General features: G+C 39.0%; 14 protein-coding genes and 3 pseudogenes. 7 read left to right on the forward strand and 10 right to left on the reverse strand.

Annotated features, from left to right (window positions below):
- Positions 1–23 precede the first annotated feature (23 nt).
- From tatB to P4S71_RS09580, 6 genes and pseudogenes are all read right to left on the reverse strand, one after another.
- Positions 24–356 (reverse strand): Sec-independent protein translocase protein TatB, encoded by a 333-nt coding sequence (gene tatB / locus P4S71_RS09555; RefSeq protein ID WP_337119689.1) that lies wholly within the window; start codon positions 354–356, stop codon positions 24–26.
- Positions 357–361: 5 nt separating this feature from the next.
- Entirely contained in the window at positions 362–610 is a 249-nt protein-coding gene (tatA, locus tag P4S71_RS09560) for a Sec-independent protein translocase subunit TatA (RefSeq protein WP_007378023.1), read from the reverse strand.
- Positions 611–690: 80 nt separating this feature from the next.
- Positions 691–2,291: pseudogene (ubiB, locus tag P4S71_RS09565) on the reverse strand (ubiquinone biosynthesis regulatory protein kinase UbiB).
- 9 nt (positions 2,292–2,300) lie between these two features.
- Positions 2,301–2,975 carry a ubiquinone biosynthesis accessory factor UbiJ gene (locus P4S71_RS09570; RefSeq protein ID WP_033031179.1) on the reverse strand — a complete coding sequence of 225 codons (675 nt, stop codon included), beginning with the start codon at positions 2,973–2,975 and terminating at the stop codon, positions 2,301–2,303.
- A gap of 11 nt (positions 2,976–2,986) precedes the next feature.
- Positions 2,987–3,742: a bifunctional demethylmenaquinone methyltransferase/2-methoxy-6-polyprenyl-1,4-benzoquinol methylase UbiE gene (ubiE, locus tag P4S71_RS09575; protein WP_007378026.1), complete on the reverse strand. Its 756-nt coding sequence runs from the start codon at positions 3,740–3,742 to the stop codon at positions 2,987–2,989.
- An 83-nt stretch (positions 3,743–3,825) separates the two neighbouring features.
- Positions 3,826–4,812 carry a GGDEF domain-containing protein gene (locus P4S71_RS09580; protein ID WP_033038588.1) on the reverse strand — a complete coding sequence of 329 codons (987 nt, stop codon included), beginning with the start codon at positions 4,810–4,812 and terminating at the stop codon, positions 3,826–3,828.
- A 356-nt stretch (positions 4,813–5,168) separates the two neighbouring features.
- Here P4S71_RS09580 and P4S71_RS09585 point away from each other — a divergent pair, with 356 nt between their 5' ends.
- Together P4S71_RS09585 and P4S71_RS09590 are read left to right on the forward strand one after the other, a co-directional pair.
- Positions 5,169–6,950 carry a DUF885 domain-containing protein gene (locus tag P4S71_RS09585; RefSeq protein WP_337150563.1) on the forward strand — a complete coding sequence of 594 codons (1,782 nt, stop codon included), beginning with the start codon at positions 5,169–5,171 and terminating at the stop codon, positions 6,948–6,950.
- Positions 6,951–7,127: 177 nt separating this feature from the next.
- Entirely contained in the window at positions 7,128–8,609 is a 1,482-nt protein-coding gene (locus tag P4S71_RS09590; protein ID WP_033023783.1) for an FMN-binding glutamate synthase family protein, read from the forward strand.
- A 45-nt stretch (positions 8,610–8,654) separates the two neighbouring features.
- On the opposite strand, the gene mtnK is transcribed toward P4S71_RS09590, so the two are convergent.
- Positions 8,655–9,872, reverse strand: a complete 1,218-nt coding sequence (mtnK, locus tag P4S71_RS09595; RefSeq protein WP_096792214.1) for an S-methyl-5-thioribose kinase — start codon at positions 9,870–9,872, stop codon at positions 8,655–8,657.
- 129 nt (positions 9,873–10,001) lie between these two features.
- On the opposite strand from mtnK, the gene mtnA reads away from it, so the two are divergent.
- Positions 10,002–11,027: an S-methyl-5-thioribose-1-phosphate isomerase gene (mtnA, locus tag P4S71_RS09600; protein WP_337150564.1), complete on the forward strand. Its 1,026-nt coding sequence runs from the start codon at positions 10,002–10,004 to the stop codon at positions 11,025–11,027.
- 61 nt (positions 11,028–11,088) lie between these two features.
- Here mtnA and P4S71_RS09605 read toward each other — a convergent pair whose 3' ends face one another.
- The 3 genes and pseudogenes from P4S71_RS09605 to P4S71_RS09615 form a co-directional block, all read right to left on the reverse strand.
- Positions 11,089–11,631, reverse strand: coding sequence for a 1,2-dihydroxy-3-keto-5-methylthiopentene dioxygenase (locus P4S71_RS09605; protein ID WP_337119693.1), 543 nt, complete (start codon positions 11,629–11,631; stop codon positions 11,089–11,091).
- Positions 11,628–12,313, reverse strand: a pseudogene (gene mtnC / locus P4S71_RS09610) (acireductone synthase). The gene P4S71_RS09605 and the pseudogene mtnC overlap by 4 nt, the downstream one beginning before the upstream one ends.
- A complete protein-coding gene (locus P4S71_RS09615) occupies positions 12,310–12,939 on the reverse strand; it encodes a methylthioribulose 1-phosphate dehydratase (protein WP_008136552.1) in 630 nt (209 codons plus the stop codon). The pseudogene mtnC and the gene P4S71_RS09615 overlap by 4 nt, the downstream one beginning before the upstream one ends.
- Before the next feature lie 108 nt (positions 12,940–13,047).
- Between P4S71_RS09615 and P4S71_RS09620 the strand changes: the two genes are divergently transcribed.
- The 4 genes and pseudogenes from P4S71_RS09620 (at position 13,048) to P4S71_RS09635 (ending at position 16,796) form a co-directional block, all read left to right on the forward strand.
- Positions 13,048–14,190, forward strand: a complete 1,143-nt coding sequence (locus P4S71_RS09620) for a methionine aminotransferase (protein ID WP_337150565.1) — start codon at positions 13,048–13,050, stop codon at positions 14,188–14,190.
- The gene (locus P4S71_RS09625; RefSeq protein ID WP_337150566.1) at positions 14,178–14,951 is read left to right on the forward strand and encodes an amidohydrolase; all 774 of its coding nucleotides are present in this window, start codon (positions 14,178–14,180) and stop codon (positions 14,949–14,951) included. The genes P4S71_RS09620 and P4S71_RS09625 overlap by 13 nt, the downstream gene beginning before the upstream one ends.
- A 75-nt stretch (positions 14,952–15,026) precedes the next feature.
- A pseudogene (locus P4S71_RS09630) lies at positions 15,027–16,255 on the forward strand (sugar phosphate nucleotidyltransferase).
- A 214-nt stretch (positions 16,256–16,469) separates the two neighbouring features.
- Positions 16,470–16,796 carry a hypothetical protein gene (locus P4S71_RS09635; protein ID WP_337150567.1) on the forward strand — a complete coding sequence of 109 codons (327 nt, stop codon included), beginning with the start codon at positions 16,470–16,472 and terminating at the stop codon, positions 16,794–16,796.
- Positions 16,797–16,838: the final 42 nt, after the last annotated feature.

Consider the following 16,838-nt stretch of genomic DNA (forward strand, 5'->3'; position numbering starts at 1 on the left):
GACCATTGAAAAGGAAATTAATTTCACTTTTTTTCATCAATATGTTGGTTGTTTTCTGTCTTTGGCGGTTGTTTTTTATAGCTGTGGGTAACTGATTGAGCTGCTTGTTGTAGCTCGCTCAATGAGTTTTGTAGTTCTGGACTCAAATCTTTTAGATTTTTTTGTTCTGCTTTTTTAAGGTTTTCATGTAGTTCGTGCACACGCAGCTCTTCACTGACTTCGGCTTTAACTGAATTAGCTAGCGACTTGGCTGTTTTAATCCAGCGGCTCACTGTTCTTATAGCCACAGGCAAGCGTTCAGGGCCTAAAACCACTAAACCAACAATAAGAACAATAACAAGCTCCCACATTCCCATGCTAATTAAACCTTATTACTATCTTTGGTTTTTTCAGCGTTAGCTGGATCGTTTGGAGCTGCATTTTCTGATTTTTGGATTTGCTCGGTAGTGTCTTGTTCTGTACTTTTTTCATCAGACATGGCTTTTTTAAAGCCTTTAACAGCACCGCCTAAGTCCCCACCCATTCCACGTAACTTTTTAGTACCAAAAAGAAGAACGATGATTGCTAGTACAATCAATAATTGCCAAATACTAATACCACCAAAACCCATGGTTATCTCCAGTCTATAAAATGATTAAATGTATATTTTAAATACTAATTATACGCTCAATAACGCAAATAGCACTTAGTTTATGCGCTGCGCCATGCAGTTATAAAGCTAACAGCAGAGCAGCTAATAGCGATGCTGGCAGCAATTAAATCGTGCTGTAAATAACAAAGAGCTGACATGATTATTGTCGCACTACCAAACAAGCCCAAGATTAAAGGTTTTTGAGATACCTTTTGTATTTGTACTTGAGTGCGAGGAGTTCGCTTTAAATTTTGATAAATTAAATCCGGTAGCTCGGGCATTTTTTCTGCCCAAAAAGGTAAATTAGCATACATTTGTTTCAATACAGATAATGGGCCGACTTGTTGTTTTACCCAGTCTTCTAAAAAGGGTTTAGCTGTTTTCCATAAATCCAGTTGCGGGTAAAGCTGTCTGCCTAACCCTTCAACATACAATAAAGTTTTTTGTAGTAGTACGAGTTGAGGTTGTACCTGCATATTAAAGCGGCGTGCGGTATTAAATAAATTAACAAGCACATGACCAAATGAAATTTCAGCAAGTGGTTTGTTAAATATAGGCTCACACACTGTACGAATCGCAAATTCAAATTCTTCAATGCTGGTATCGGGTGGTACCCAACCTGAATCAACATGTAGCTGGGCAACTTGGCGATAATCACGATTAAAAAAGGCAATGAAATTTTCAGCTAAATAGCGTTTATCTTCTTTATTAAGCGTACCAACAATACCACAATCTATACCAATGTATTTTGGGTTTTCAGGATGTTCGCGAGAGACAAATATATTGCCAGGATGCATATCAGCATGAAAAAAACTGTCTCTAAATACTTGTGTAAAAAACACCTCTACACCGCGTTCAGCAAGTAATTTCATATTTGTATTTTGTGCTAATAGTGCATCAGTATCAGAGACAGGTATGCCGTAAATACGCTCCATCACTAATATATTATGGCGGCTATAATCGCTATAAACTGCAGGGATATAAAGAGAATCAGAATCTTCAAAGTTACGCTTAAGCTGAATGCCATTAGCGCCTTCTCGCATTAAGTCGAGTTCATCAAGGAGTGTTTTTTTATACTCTTTAACAACTTCTACAGGGCGCAGGCGTTTTGACTCGTTATGTACTTTGGCAAGTACTTTAGCGAGCTTTTCCATTAACGCTAAGTCAGCATTAATCTGTTCATGAATATTTGGACGAATAACTTTTATTACAACATCTTGCTCAATGTTGTGCTCATCAATAAGTTTTGCTGTGTGTACTTGCGCTATAGATGCCGAGGCCAGCGGTGTTTGTGAAAACTCACTAAATAATTCACTTATATCATTAATTTCGAGTGCTTTTTCAATGATTTCTTGTGCAAGTTCACCTTCAAAAGGTTGTACCTGATCTTGTAAAAACGCGAGCTCTAGGGCTATATCGTGTGGTAGTAAATCGCGACGGGTGGAGAGCATTTGGCCAAACTTAATCCATACAGGACCAAGTTCTTGTAATGCAAGACGTAAACGCAACCCTACGGATTTATCTTTATGCTGATTGCGTAGCCAAAAAAGCTTCCACGCACTATTTTGGCAAACCAGGGCGTTTTATGCTTAGGGACTAACTCATCTAACCCGTAGCTAAGTAGTGTTTTAGTGATGTAATACAATCGTGCAGTCGACACAAAAAATCCTTAGCGGGTTACGATGTTTAATAAGGCGTTTATACGCTGTTCAATAGCAGCAACTTGGCTTTTAATTACTCGGTTTTGTTGTTTGAATTGCTCAAGCTCTAAGGGATGAATAGTTATAGCAAGCTCATCCTGACATAAACTAGTAAGTGTAGTGGCTAACTGCTTTTTTACTTTACTGTTTTGCTGCTTGAGCGAGGTTAAGTGTAAATAAAGTTGCTGGGCCGGGCCATCGCCAATATGCTTTGATAGTTGTTCTGGCCAATCAATATCTAAACTCGAAAATGCGTTACTGTAAGTTTGGGCAATATTTAAATCACCTTGCAGGTCGAGTTTATCTTGGCGTATTAGCTGGGTAAGCATCGCTGGATTTTTTAGCGCAATAAGCGTATCTATATCGGCGCTTATCATGCAATCAGCGTTATCACTGCTTTGTGCGGTATATAAATGTAGTTTTTTATCAGCAAAAACGAGTTGGATTGTTTGTTGCCAATCTCTTACTTCAACAACTAAACGCAGCTCTTTAACTTCATTTAGTTTTTTTGAAAGCTTTGGGTCGAGTTTAAGTGCTTGATTAAGTACATGCTCGATAAGCGAAAGTACAAAGTTAGGCAACATGAAAAAAGTAGATGTGGTTGACCTATCATTATTTTTTTCAGTTACTTGTTCAAGCGCCATATCACTCTGCCTTAGTATTTAAAACCACGGTGAAGTGCAACAATACCACCTGTTAGGTTTTGATAAGTTGTTTGTTCAAAGCCAGCGTCATCCATCATTGCTTTAAGGGTATCTTGATCTGGATGCATACGAATCGATTCGGCTAAATATTTGTACGACTCGCTGTCGTTAGCAACTAGTTTGCCCATTGTTGGTAATAAATTAAATGAATAAAAATCGTAAGCTTTACTTAGTACTTCATGCTCAGGCTTGGAAAATTCTAGCACTAGTAAGCGACCACCTGGCTTTAAAATACGGTACATAGAACGAAGTGCTTTGTCTTTATCGGTTACATTACGTAAACCAAAAGCAATAGTGATCACATCAAAGCTATTATCTGGAAATGGCAGCATTTCGGCGTTCATTTGTACGTAGTCAATATTACCAACAAGACCCAAGTTATGCAGCTTCTCACGGCCCACTTTGAGCATTGAGGAGTTAATATCGCCTAAAACAACTTGACCTGTTTCACCGACTAATTGACTAAATTTAGCCGTTAAATCACCAGTGCCGCCAGCTAAATCAAGTACATGATGGCCTTTGCGAACACCAGAACTGGCAATAGTTTGACGTTTCCATAAGCGGTGCACACCAAAAGACATTAAATCATTCATTACATCGTATTTTGCTGCAACTGAGTGAAATACGTCTGCAACCATTGAGGCTTTGTCGTTTTCAGCTACCGTTTTATAGCCAAAATGCGTGGTCTTTTGCGGTGTTTCGTTCATGATTAATCTCTATCGTGGCAATAAGCACTAGTGTACTTTATTGTGTACTGCAGGTGCAATTTGAATATGATTTATCAGGTGATTTAATGCCCAGCAATAAAACAACTTTGCCCAAGAGATCGAGCTTTAAAAGCTGCATTTGAGGCTTTTTTAGCAAGTTGATTAAAATCATCTTGTTGCTGATGCTGTGCAATCCCTAATGATAAGTTTATAGCGGGTAGTTTTGTGCCACTTTTTGAGCTAACAAATCGCAACTTTTCTACCCCATTACGTACTTTTTCGGCTATTAAAGTTGCCGTTTCAGGATCAATGTCGGCGAGTAATATAGTAAATTGGTCTTTAGCAGTCCGTCCAGGTAAACCGCTTTGGAATACATACTTTTGTACTTGCTTAGCGACTTTATTCAAAATAACTTCACCAAGAATATCACCATAATTATCAACAAAGTGATCAAGGTTATCTATTTGAACAGCAATGGCACAAATGGATTTTTCTTGATTTGTCCAAACTTGGGTTTGTTGAGTTAAATAATGACGTTTATAAAGGCCCGTTTGGCTATCTACTATATGCTGCTTTCGGAGCTGAGTTAATTGCTTTTGCGTTTTTTCGTGTAACTTTTTAGCTTTGCTAAGTTCTTTCTTAAATTGTTTATGCTGCTCTAGTAACTCTACGGTTTGTGTATTGAGGATTTTAAGGGCTTTACGGCTTTGTTCTATACTGTTTTCATCAAGCGTATGCACACATTCATTTACTTGATCAGCAAAGCGGATAATTTGTTTTTCTGTTGCTTGAGCATTTCGAGAAAGTGACCCGATAATACCGTCAACATTTTGAATCATCGAGACTTGAGTTGTGTGCCCTTCATTTAAAAATTGAAAATATAATTGTTCAATTAAAACACTGTCTATATTTTCTTCTGTTGCAATCGCACGTTCTAGTGCATTTTTAAGGTTTATATTGGATTGGCTAATATAGGTATAAATCACTTGAAAATTAAGCGGGGTTGGCGGCAGCGCATAACGCTCTAAAAACACACACACTTTAGTCATTTTTTCTTGTGCAATTGCCATGGAATCATGGAACATCATTTTTAAATACCAACTGAGTACGCATAAGAGTTAATTTAAATATCTCATTCCGTGAGGCGGTTATGCATCCGAGCTTTTATTATTTTTTACTACAGTAATCGTTATGGCGGTTATTTAAAAGTAAAAAAAGAGTTACGGAACTTAAATTTTCATTTTAACAACTCAATAGCTGCTTTTCTCATCAATTAAGCTTGTTTTTACTTCTGTTGATATACTTTACTCTCGAAATACACTTAGTTTTAGTAAGGTTTATAACCGTTGATTGGTCTCATTTACTTGCTATTTATTTAGCCTACGATAGCTTTGTGATATCTATTACATCGTCAAGTTAAATTACAATGAATCATTTTTTACAGCGGCCAATGCGCCATTATTTACTTGGTTTCATGTTTTTATGCTCATTAAGTGCATGTCAAATAACAACGCAAAATGCAGATCAACAGTTTACGCAGATAGCCAAAAGCATTGTTGATTACAGACAAAGCATTAATCCTTATAGCAATACAAAAGGGGTTAAAGGTTACTTGTTACCAAATCTATCGCCCGAATTTTTAGCGCAAGAATATAAGAATAAAACACAGTTACTTGCCGATTTAGATACCGTCAGCATTGATAAATTAAGTGATGAAAATCAAATAAACTTCAGCATTATTCGAGCACAAGTACAAAACAGCGTTGATGAGTATATATTCAATGCGCATTATATGCCGCTTACATCAGAGTATGGTTTTCACTCTGGATTATCATACATCATCAATAGCTCTCAATATAAAAATCAGCAAGATTTCGATACATACCTTGCACGTTTGGCGCAAGTTCCGCGGTTTTTTGAACAAAACATATATTGGATGAAAAAAGGGATAGAAACGGGCCTTACTCAACCTAAAGCTGTGCTAGAGGGTTACGAAGATTCAATTAATGCTTACATTGTTGACGATATAACTACATCTGAGTTTTATAAACCTTTTTTAACTAATACTGCTGGTTTGAGCGATAGTGAATTTAAGGCACTACAACAAAAAGCTAAAAACATTATAAAAGAAGATGTTATACAGTCTTATAAAAATTATTTAGTGTTTTTTACGCAGCAGTATCGACCTAGTGCACGCACAAGCGTTGGCATATCAGATACACCTAATGGCGAGGCATTTTATAAAAACAGAGCTAAGTATTACACTACTACCGACATGACGCCTAAAGAGATTCATGAACTTGGATTAAAAGAGGTCGCTCGAATTCGCAGTGAAATGGAGGACGTAATAGCTGAAGTAGGTTTTAAAGGCACATTCGCCGAATTTATTCACTTTTTACGTACGGATCCACAATTTTATGCCACAACACCAGAGCAGCTTTTAAAAGAAGCATCTTATATTGCTAAAAAAATGGATGCACAGCTGCCTAAGCTATTTCATACCTTGCCACGTAAACCTTATGGCGTAGCCCCCGTACCAGCCAATATTGCTCCTAAATACACAACAGGCCGTTATTCTGGCTCTAATCGAGATGATGAAGCAGGTTATTATTGGGTGAATACTTACGCATTAGATAAGCGCCCTCTCTATGTTTTAGAAGCGTTGACTCTGCACGAAGCAGTACCAGGACATCATTTACAAATATCACTTAATGCCGAGCTTGAAAATCTACCGAGCTACCGTCGTGATGCTTACCTTTCGGCATTTGGCGAAGGTTGGGGGCTTTACTCTGAATACTTGGGCTTAGAAGCTGGCTTTTATCAAGACCCATATAGCCGTTTTGGTCGCTTAACTTATGAAATGTGGCGAGCAGCACGTTTAGTTGTTGATACGGGAATGCACATGTATGGCTGGAGTAGAGATCGGGCTATGAACTTTATGAGCGAAAACACCGCGCTTTCGCTGCATAATGTTAAAACGGAAACCGATCGTTATATATCGTGGCCAGCACAGGCACTGTCATACAAAATTGGTGAGTTAACTATTAAACGTTTACGCGCTGAGGCAGAGCAAGCGCTTGGGAAAAATTTTGATATTCGTGAATTCCATCATCAAATATTACGCCATGGTTCAGTACCTTTATCAGTGCTAGAAACACAAGTACGTATGTATATAAAAAATGAATCAGTTAAGCTGGAAAGTAAATAAGTATAATTTTTAAAAATGGGTACTGAGTTGTTTTTATAGCTATGTAAGTTAGTACTCTGTTGGTAAGTAGTTGTATTTATTTTAAGTAAGCAGGTTAGTAATTATGATGAGCCATTTAGTTCATTAAAGCGGTCAGTACTTATTAGGTTTTATTTTAAAAATCACCAAGGGTCATAAATGAGCAATTTTATAATGTTTAGTATCGATATATTTGCAAGTATGTTTATAGTTTTACTCGGGTGCGTTGTGCTTACTGTAATTGTTTTTTATTTTCGCGATATTACACAAACTAAGCACGCTATAAGGCGAAATTACCCCGTGATAGGGCGTTTTCGGTATTTTTTTGAGCGCCAAGGGGAGTTTTTCAGGCAGTACTTCTTTGCGCAAGATAGAGAAGAAATGCCATTTAATCGAGCTGAACGAAGCTGGGTTTATCGTGCTGCAAAAGATGTTGACCGTACTGCGGCATTTGGCTCTACGCAAAGCTTAGAAGTAACGGGTACAGTTATGTTTATGAACTGTGCGTTTCCTACTTTAGATGAAGAAGCGCTCGACCCGAGTAATGTTACTTTGGGTCCATACTGTAAAACACCTTACACCACCAACTCGCTATTTAATGTATCAGGTATGAGCTTTGGTGCGTTATCAAAACCCGCTGTACGTGCTTTATCAAAAGGAGCTAAGTTAGCAGGTTGTTGGATGAACACCGGTGAAGGGGGATTAAGCCCTTATCACTTAGAAGGTGGGGCTGATATTGTTTTTCAAATTGGTACCGCTAAATATGGTGCACGAGACGAGCACGGTAATTTAAGTACTGAAAAACTTAAAGAAATAGCGGCTCACGAACAAGTCAAAATGTTCGAACTAAAAATGAGCCAAGGCGCTAAACCTGGCAAGGGTGGAATGCTTCCAGGGCGCAAAGTTAATGCCGAAATAGCTAAAATTAGGGGGATACCAGAAGGGCAAGATTCGATTAGCCCCAATGGTCACCCTGAAATTAAAAATCCAGCCGATATTCTTGATATGATTGCCACTGTACGTAACGCGACAGGTAAGCCTACAGGGTTTAAAGCTGTTATTGGTGCATACGGATGGTTAGAAACGTTGTTCGCTGAAATAAATCATCGTGGTATCGAGTCTGCACCTGACTTTATTACCATAGATAGTGCTGATGGTGGTACGGGCGCAGCACCGCAACCGCTTATGGATTCGGTGGGTTTACCACTGCGCGAAAGTTTACCGCTTGTAGTTAATATGCTTGAAAAACATGGGCTTCGAGATCGTATTAAAATAATCGCTTCTGGTAAATTAATTGTTCCTTCAAAGGTTGCTTGGGCATTGGCGCTCGGTGCTGATTTTGTTGTATCGGCTCGTGGTCATATGTTTGCACTGGGCTGTATTCAAGCAATGCAATGTAATAAAGATACTTGTCCAACCGGGATCACTACGCATAACGAGCGTTTGCAACGCGGCTTAGATGTAGCTGATAAAGCGCAGCGAGTAGCTAACTATAATAAATACATTCATTATGGCGCTGGGCTAATAGCTCATTCTTGTGGTGTGACTAGTGCACGCGAATTAAAACGTGAGCATGTACGTATAGTGCAAGAAAGTGGGCTTTCGGAACCGCTTGATAAAATTTACGAAAACTACAAGTAAGTTTTAACTAACTAGAAGGCGCTAATAGCGCCTTTTTAATGTTTGTTAGTTTAATTGGCTTATTAATAAACTAAAGAATGCTTCTTTGTTGTTGCATGTTTGTGCATTTAAAATAAGTTGCTCGCCTAGTGCTAATGTTTGTTTTTGCACTGTAAGGCGCGCATTCTCATCACTAATACTATCTATATCGCTTACGTGCGCAAGCCCTATAGTACGCCTAATTAGCTCAGCACCACAGTAACCAACAGCATCTTGCAATACGTTTTTCATAAAGTATTGCGCATAGCCTACTGGCGCTAGTGATTCATCTGTTGTTTTAGTGCGTATTAATTCAAGCCATTGCTGCTCAAATAAACTATAGGTGTCTACGATACAGCTAAGTAAATGTGTTTGGTAATTACGACGAGCCACAAAATCTTCAATATGCCCGTATTGTGCGCAGTAATTTAAAAGTAAATTACCAATAAAAGAGCCAATATCGAACCCAACAGGACCAAAAAAACCAAACTCAGGATCGATCATCTTTGTATTATTACAATCAACAAAAATACTGCCGCTATGCATATCACCATGAAGTAATGTTTGCGGGTTAGATAAAAAATTAGCTTTTAATTTTGCTATTTCTAACTTTAATGCGCTGTTTTTTTGTATTGCATCAACTTCGCTTTGTAGTTGATCTGGGTAGTTATTGCGTTCGTGCCCAATGTACGGGTCGCTAAAAAATAAGTCTTCAGTGATTTGGCAAAGCTCAGGATTAGTAAATTGGCTAACGAGCGCTTTTTTAGTTTGCGCGGTTAAGTAAAAATCTGAATTATAAAAGCCGGTGTGGCTTAAGTAGGTAGCTACATGCTGTGCCAATTTAGGAAATTGCTCTGCATTATTTTGTGCAGTACGCAATATTTGTAAATTACCTAAATCTTCTAAAATAGTAAGGGCTTGTATTTCACTATAATGTAAAACATTAGCAGTATAAGTAGGGCAAATAGCACCATGGTTAAGTAAAACTTGTGCTTCTATACGGGCTCTATCAAGTGTTAATGGCCACGACTCACCCACGCAACGCGCGTAAGGCAGAGCTTGCTTTAAAATAACACTATTGTTTTGCTCATCAGTAATTCTAAACACTAAATTAAGATTGCCATCACCAAACTCATACGCAGATAAGGTTTGTCCGGAATCAAAAAAATTACATTGTTTAGATTCAATTAATGTCGATACGTAATCGATAGCGCGCTGTGCGTTAAAAGCAACATAGTTAGTCATGGTTTTAATCTCAAAAATCAGCTTTTAAGCATTCTATACCTTTAAATGTTTAGATGTCTACAAGTCTAACTTGAGAGTTATTCAAAGTGGTGTAAAATAACGTTACGCATTTTTAATACCTTAAGCATTATGCAAAATTTAATCGCAAGCAGTTTAAAATATGAAAACGGGTCGCTTAGTGTGCTCGACCAATATTTACTACCTCACCAGCAGGTATGGCATCAGTGCCATGATGTAGAAACCATGAAAGAGCTGATCATTAACTTAAAAGTGCGTGGAGCTCCACTTATTGGTTTAAGCGCGAGCTTGTTAGTGGCGTATTTAGCTGAGCAAGGGGTAGTGAAAAGTGAGCTTGAAAAAGCAATCAATGAACTAGAAGCCACTCGTCCAACGGCGGTTAATTTAATGCATTGTATGGCGGCATTGCGAAAAGCTTTAACGCAAAGCGATTATGTTGCCGGTATTGTTAGTACTGCTGAGCGGTTGTTTATTGAAGATATTGAGCTGTGTGAACGAATGGCAAATCGTGGTGCCGAGCTTATAAATAGTGGCGACAACATATTAACTCATTGTAATACAGGGGCGCTTGCAACCGCTGGTATTGGTACTGCACTGGGTGTTGTCTACAAAGCGCAGCAAAAATATGGCAACGTACATGTGTGGGTTGATGAAACACGACCATTATTACAAGGCGGTCGCTTAACTGCCTTTGAGCTTGAGCGCTGGAAAATACCTTACACATTAATTTGCGATAATATGGCGGCAAGCTTAATGGCTGCAGGTAAGGTAGATAAAATAGTGGTAGGGGCTGATCGTATTGCCGCCAATGGTGATTTTGCTAATAAAGTGGGCACCTATAATTTAGCCGTACTTGCGTATTTTCATAACATTCCATTTTATGTAGTTGCGCCTATTACCACGCTTGATACCAACACCGCGTGTGGTGATGATATAGAAATAGAGCAACGTAATCCTCAAGAAGTGCGCGGAGTGAGCGGTAGCTTTGGTGAGGCTTTATGGGCACCCACCAATGCTAATGTATATAACCCAGCATTTGATATAACGCCGGCAAAGCTGGTCACAGGGTGGGTGTTAGACACGGGGGTTTATAACCAAAGTCAGGTAGAAAATGGCGATCTCATAAAGCTTAAGTAACTTCGCGGTATTTTTGGTCCACGTTATGTATTAGTGTGGACCAAGGTTTTGAATGACCAACTTACGATAATAGTGGAAATTGCTCTGCAATAGACGAGTCAGTGCTTTTTGCTACCCAGCCTTCTGTATTGTTAAATAAGCGAATGGCAGTAAACTCAGGGTCGCTTCCCATATCAAACCAATGCGGGGTAAGTTCAGGCACTGAAATTAAATCGCCTTGTTGGCAAAGTACCTGATAAACCTTATTGCCTAAATGCAGGCAAAATAGCCCTTGGCCTTTTACAAAAAAACGTACTTCGTCTTCACTATGAGTATGTTCAAATAAAAACTTTTTGCGCAGCTCTGATGCGCCAGGGTTACCTTTAGCTAGAGATATAACATCTACTGTTTGATAGCCATTTTCAGTTTTTAACCGATGTATATCGCTTTTGTACGCACTAATAATTTGCTCATGGGTGGTGTGCTGATTAATATCTGCATTTGCTTGCCACTGTTCAAAACGTACGTTTACTTTAGCTAGCTGCTTTGCAATATCATCAGTATTTGATGTGCTCACAAGTGTCTTGTTTGCATTGTTGTCGGCATACACCGTTAATTGGCTCATACTAATTGCTCCAATTTAAATTGGCTAAAGTCATTAATATAAGGGTGTGCTTTAGTGCTTGCTTGCCCATCACGAATTAAATGTAGTGTTTTTAAACCCACAGCCTGCGCGGCGTCAAGCTCACCGGTTACATCACTTAAAAAGAGTATTTCTTCTGCCTGAAACGGTAACAGTTCAACAATGGTGTTATAGGCAGTTCGTTCTTGCTTTGCGCCAACTTTGGTGTCAAAAAAGTCAGAAAAAAGCTGCGAATGTCGCCATAATCACTGTATTTAAAAAGCAACAGCTGCGCTTTTACCGAACCAGATGAGTACACATACAAAGTAATATCGTTGTTGTGTTGAGCTTGTAAAAAATCAAATGCATCTGGGTATAAATGACCCTTAAAATCGCCGTGTTCATACCCTGTTTGCCAAATTAAGCCTTGTAACTGCTTAAGTGGAGTGATTTTTTTATCTTCATCAATCCAGGTAAGTAAGGCGCTAATGACTTCTTCTATATCGGCGTTTGGCTTTTCGATAAGGGCTTTTACGGCATTAATTTGCTCGGCTACATCCGGTTTATTAGCATTAGCACGTATGAAGGTAGGTAACTGTTTTGCCGCGTAAGGAAATAACACCTCTTTAACGAACGAAATACGGGTTATTGTGCCTTCGATATCGGTTAAAATGGCTTTAATCATTTAGTTACTCCCGCTTGAATGCCTATTATTTTTAGGCGCTCTAGTTCGCAGCTAAATAAAAACTCTAAGGCTTCTAAGTGGCGACGAACTTCATCAATATTACGTCCTACTGCATATAAACCATGACCACGTATCAGTACGCCGTGCTCTATAGGCGTATGTAAATGATGGTCACTGACCAGCAGGCTTAATCGGTCAATATCTTGATCGTTATCGAAAATAGGAATGCTCAGTGTTTCTAAGTGCGAAGTAAAGCCGCTCAGTGCTTTTTGCATTTCATAGCCTGTTAAATCAAGCTGATGCTCTTGGGTAATTTGCGACAGTACGGTAGCGGCTACAGAGTGAGTATGTAAAACACACTGTGCATCAGGTATAAGCTGATACAAACTTAGGTGTAATTGTGTTTCTGCCGATGGTTTTACAGCTCCTGCTAGGCGCTCGCCTTGGTGATCTAATTGCAAAAAATGCGCTTGCGTCAGTGAGCCTTTATCGTGCCCACTTGCTGTAACAACAAAGCCAGTGCTAGTACGAGCTGAAAAGTTTCCGCCTGTTGCGGGTACCCAGCCTTTTTGGCTAACCCATTTTCCGGCTTCAATAAGTTGTGAAATAGCGGTATTGTTTTGCATACATTCCTCACTAATGAGCGTAAAGTTAATTGTTTTTAGACGGCTATACTTCTGTTTTAAGCAATGATAGCATCGCTTTAAGCGCAAAACCATCATTAAGGGCATCTCGTGTTTGAAAGTAAATTACCAAATTTAGGCGTTAGTATATTTAGCCAAATGAGCGGATTGGCTAATGAGTTTTCGGCAATTAATCTCTCTCAAGGCTTTCCTGAGTTTGATGCTCCTGATCTTTTAAAAACGCAGTTAAATTATTATGTGCAGCAGGGCGTTAATCAATATTCACCTTCAAGTGGTGTACCAAGATTACAGCAACAAATTGCTGATTTAGCAAAGCGCAAATATACAGCTGATATAAACGCAGCTGAGCAAGTGACTGTTACCTCGGGTGCAACAGAGGCATTGTTTGTGGCTATTCAAACAATTGTGCGCCCCAGTGATGAAGTGATTGTATTTGACCCTGCATATGACTCTTACCAACCGGCAATTGAACTCGCTGGTGGAAAGTCGGTACACATTGCTTTAAGTGCGCCAAATTACACTATTGATTGGCAAGTAGTAAGCCAAGCAATTACTAAAAATACCCGTGCAATTATTATAAATACGCCTCATAACCCAAGCGGTAAAATATTACAGCCACAAGATATAAAAGTGCTTAAAGAGTTAGTTGGTACTCACAATTTATATGTAATAAGCGATGAGGTATATGAGCACATTACATTTGATGAACAACCGCATTTAAGTGTATTACGCGATGATGAATTATTTACCAAAAGCTTTGTTATATCGAGTTTTGGTAAAACATTTCATAGCACGGGCTGGAAAATGGGTTACTGTATTGCACCTGCCGATTTAGCTGTCGAATTTAGAAAAATTCATCAGTACGTTACGTTTTCTAGTTTTACCCCCGCACAGCATGCGCTTGCCGATATGCTCGAGCAGCAAGGTGAGCATATAGATGAGCTAAGCGGGTTTTATCAGCAAAAACGCGACTTATTAGCGAGCCATTTAAGTAACAGCCGTTTTAAAATTTTACCTAGCCAAGGCACTTACTTTTTATTGTTAGATTACAGTGATGTATCGGATTTAAACGATATTGATTTTTGCCATTGGTTAGTTGAGCAAGCAGGTGTTGCGGCTATTCCGTTAAGTGTGTTTTATCAAAAGGCACCAACCGACAAAGTAATTCGTTTATGCTTTGCTAAAAACGACAACACTCTCATAGAGGCTTCGCAAATATTATGTCAACTTTAACCATTACAGCATTGCAAAGCTCGCTTTATTGGCTTGATAAAGATGCTAATTTAGCCATGTTTAATAAGCAGCTTGAAGCAATTATGCATCAGCCCGATCTTATTTTACTGCCCGAAACATTCTCGACTGGCTTTGCTATCAATTTAGATTGTGCAGAGCCCGAAAACGGTAAAGTACTGACGTGGTTAAAGGCGCAGGCTCATAAACATAATGCGGTTATTGCAGGTTCGGCACTTGTTGCACAAGGCGATAAAAAAGCGAATCGGTTTTATTGGGTAAAACCCGATGGTGAGGTGAGTTATTACGATAAACGCCATTTATTTCGCTTAGGCAGCGAGGGCGATTACGTTGTAGCAGGGCAAGCGCGTAAAGTTTTTGAAATCAACGGTTTTAAACTATTACCGCAAGTATGTTACGACCTGCGCTTTCCGGTATTTCAACGTAATAATAACGACTACGATGTAATGATAAACGTAGCAAATTGGCCAGCTGTGCGCCGCCATATTTGGGATACGTTACTTATGGCGCGCGCAATGGAAAACCTGTGTTACGTAGTAGGCGTTAATCGAGTGGGTGACGACGGTAATGGCGTGGCGCACAATGGCGGTACTGCAGTATACGACTTTAAAGGCGATGCATTAACTAAAGCGCAAGATGACACCGAGCAACTAGTTACTATAACACTTGAAAAAGCACCACTGGATGAGTTTAAAGCAGCGTTTCCTGCCTATTTAGATGCAGACCCTTTTACATTAATATAGACACGTTAATTTAGCGCAGAGCCAATAAAGTGTTAAAATAGTCGCTGATATTTTTGTTGGCGGCTAATATACATCATGAACACTTTAATCACTCCTGTAATTTTAGCTGGTGGCATAGGCTCTCGCTTGTGGCCGCTTTCTCGCCAAGCAATGCCTAAACAATTTTTACCACTACTAAATGAAAACACGTCATTGCTGCAAAGTACATTGGCGCGTGTTTCTAATGAGTTGTTTGATAATGCTATTTTAGTGTGTAATAAGCAGCACCGATTTATTGCCGCCGAGCAGGCTGAAAGCTCAATTCCTACTGCATTATTACTCGAACCCAAAGGTAAAAATACCGCTCCAGCCATCGCATTAGCCGCCCACTATGTATTAAAAACTTGATATATCAACGACTAAGCTCCCTGAAGCTGTAAAGCTTGCCGAGCAAGGTAAGTTAGTGACGTTTTCTCTTATGCCTATAGAGGCATATACTGGCTATGGCTATGGCTATATAAAACAAGGCGCGGCTATTGCTGGAACGGTTTGCGCCAAAAATAGCAATGAGTGTCGCTGTAGCACTATTTACTAAAGATTTAGGGTTTACCCGCCCAAGCAGCAGTGCGCTTGAACACTGCCCAAGCGATTCAATAGATTACGCTATTTTAGAGCGAAGCGATAACGTAGTTGTTATGCCTGTTGATTTAAAATGGAGTGATGTAGGCAGTTTTTCATCCCTTGATGCGCTTACAAAAAAAGATGAAAACGGTAATAGTTTAAATACTAATTATATGGCTCAAAAAAGCACTAATAACTTAGTTATTAACGAGGCTGAGCACACAATAGCCACGCTTGGAGTGAGTCATTTAGCGATTATTCATACTCATTATGCCACGTTAATCGCAAATCAAAATGAGCTGGATTCTCTGCCTTTGTTGCTCAAGTAAATTGCGACAACACAGGCTGATAAACTTAACCATCATCAAGTGGTTTTTCGCCCGTGGGGAAATTACCGTACTTTAGTTGAGGGCACTGGCTTTAAAGTTAAAAAAATTACTGTTAACAGCGGTGCTAAGCTTTCGACGCAGCGCCATCAGCATCGCGCTGAACATTGGGTTGTGGTTTCGGGTATTGCAGATGTGTGTATTGATGAGCAAGCGTATACGCTAACGCATGACCAATCGTGTTATATCGCCGCAAAACAAGTTCATAGCTTGGCTAATAATCAAAAAGAGCCGTTAATCGTCATTGAAGTGCAAACCGGTGCTGTACTAGATGAAAACGATATAGAGCGATTTGATGATAAATATGGAAGAGATTAAAAAATTAAATTTATATCAAAAAGGATGTCTCAGTATTAATGAGTAAAGTAATTTATAAAATAACGCCGGATGTTAATCATTACAGAGTCATATTTCCTGATAGCGAAGCTTTATGTGAACCTGACCTATGGAAGCCTGATGGTTCATCAAAAGAGTCGACATTAATAAATTTTAGTGCGCATTATAATCAAGAAAAAAGACTCCTATAGGTGATATGGCAGCAATAAATTTACAGGGTCTTGCTATAAGGGATCATGTAGCAAATGAATTGGCGGAGATTTTTGAAGATTCGGGAGAGTTATTGCCTTTCTATGTAGGTGATGACAACTGGTACTTTTATAATGTCACTCGAAAAATAGAGGGCATCTTAGATGTTGAAATGAGTACTTTTATGCTGCCAAGCTTAAATATTGGATTACAAAAAGCGATATTCAAAAAGAAAAATTACCTAAGCATAGCTGTATATTTAAAATGCCAGAAGATCGATTTGAAGGTACATATATTTTTGATTCTCGTAAAAATGATAAAGATGTTTCTTTAAACCTCTTTTGTGCCTTGCAAGCACATGGTTTCACAGGTCTTA

The organism is Pseudoalteromonas sp. B62 (assembly GCF_037162565.1).
GTDB classification, from domain to species: domain Bacteria; phylum Pseudomonadota; class Gammaproteobacteria; order Enterobacterales; family Alteromonadaceae; genus Pseudoalteromonas; species Pseudoalteromonas fuliginea.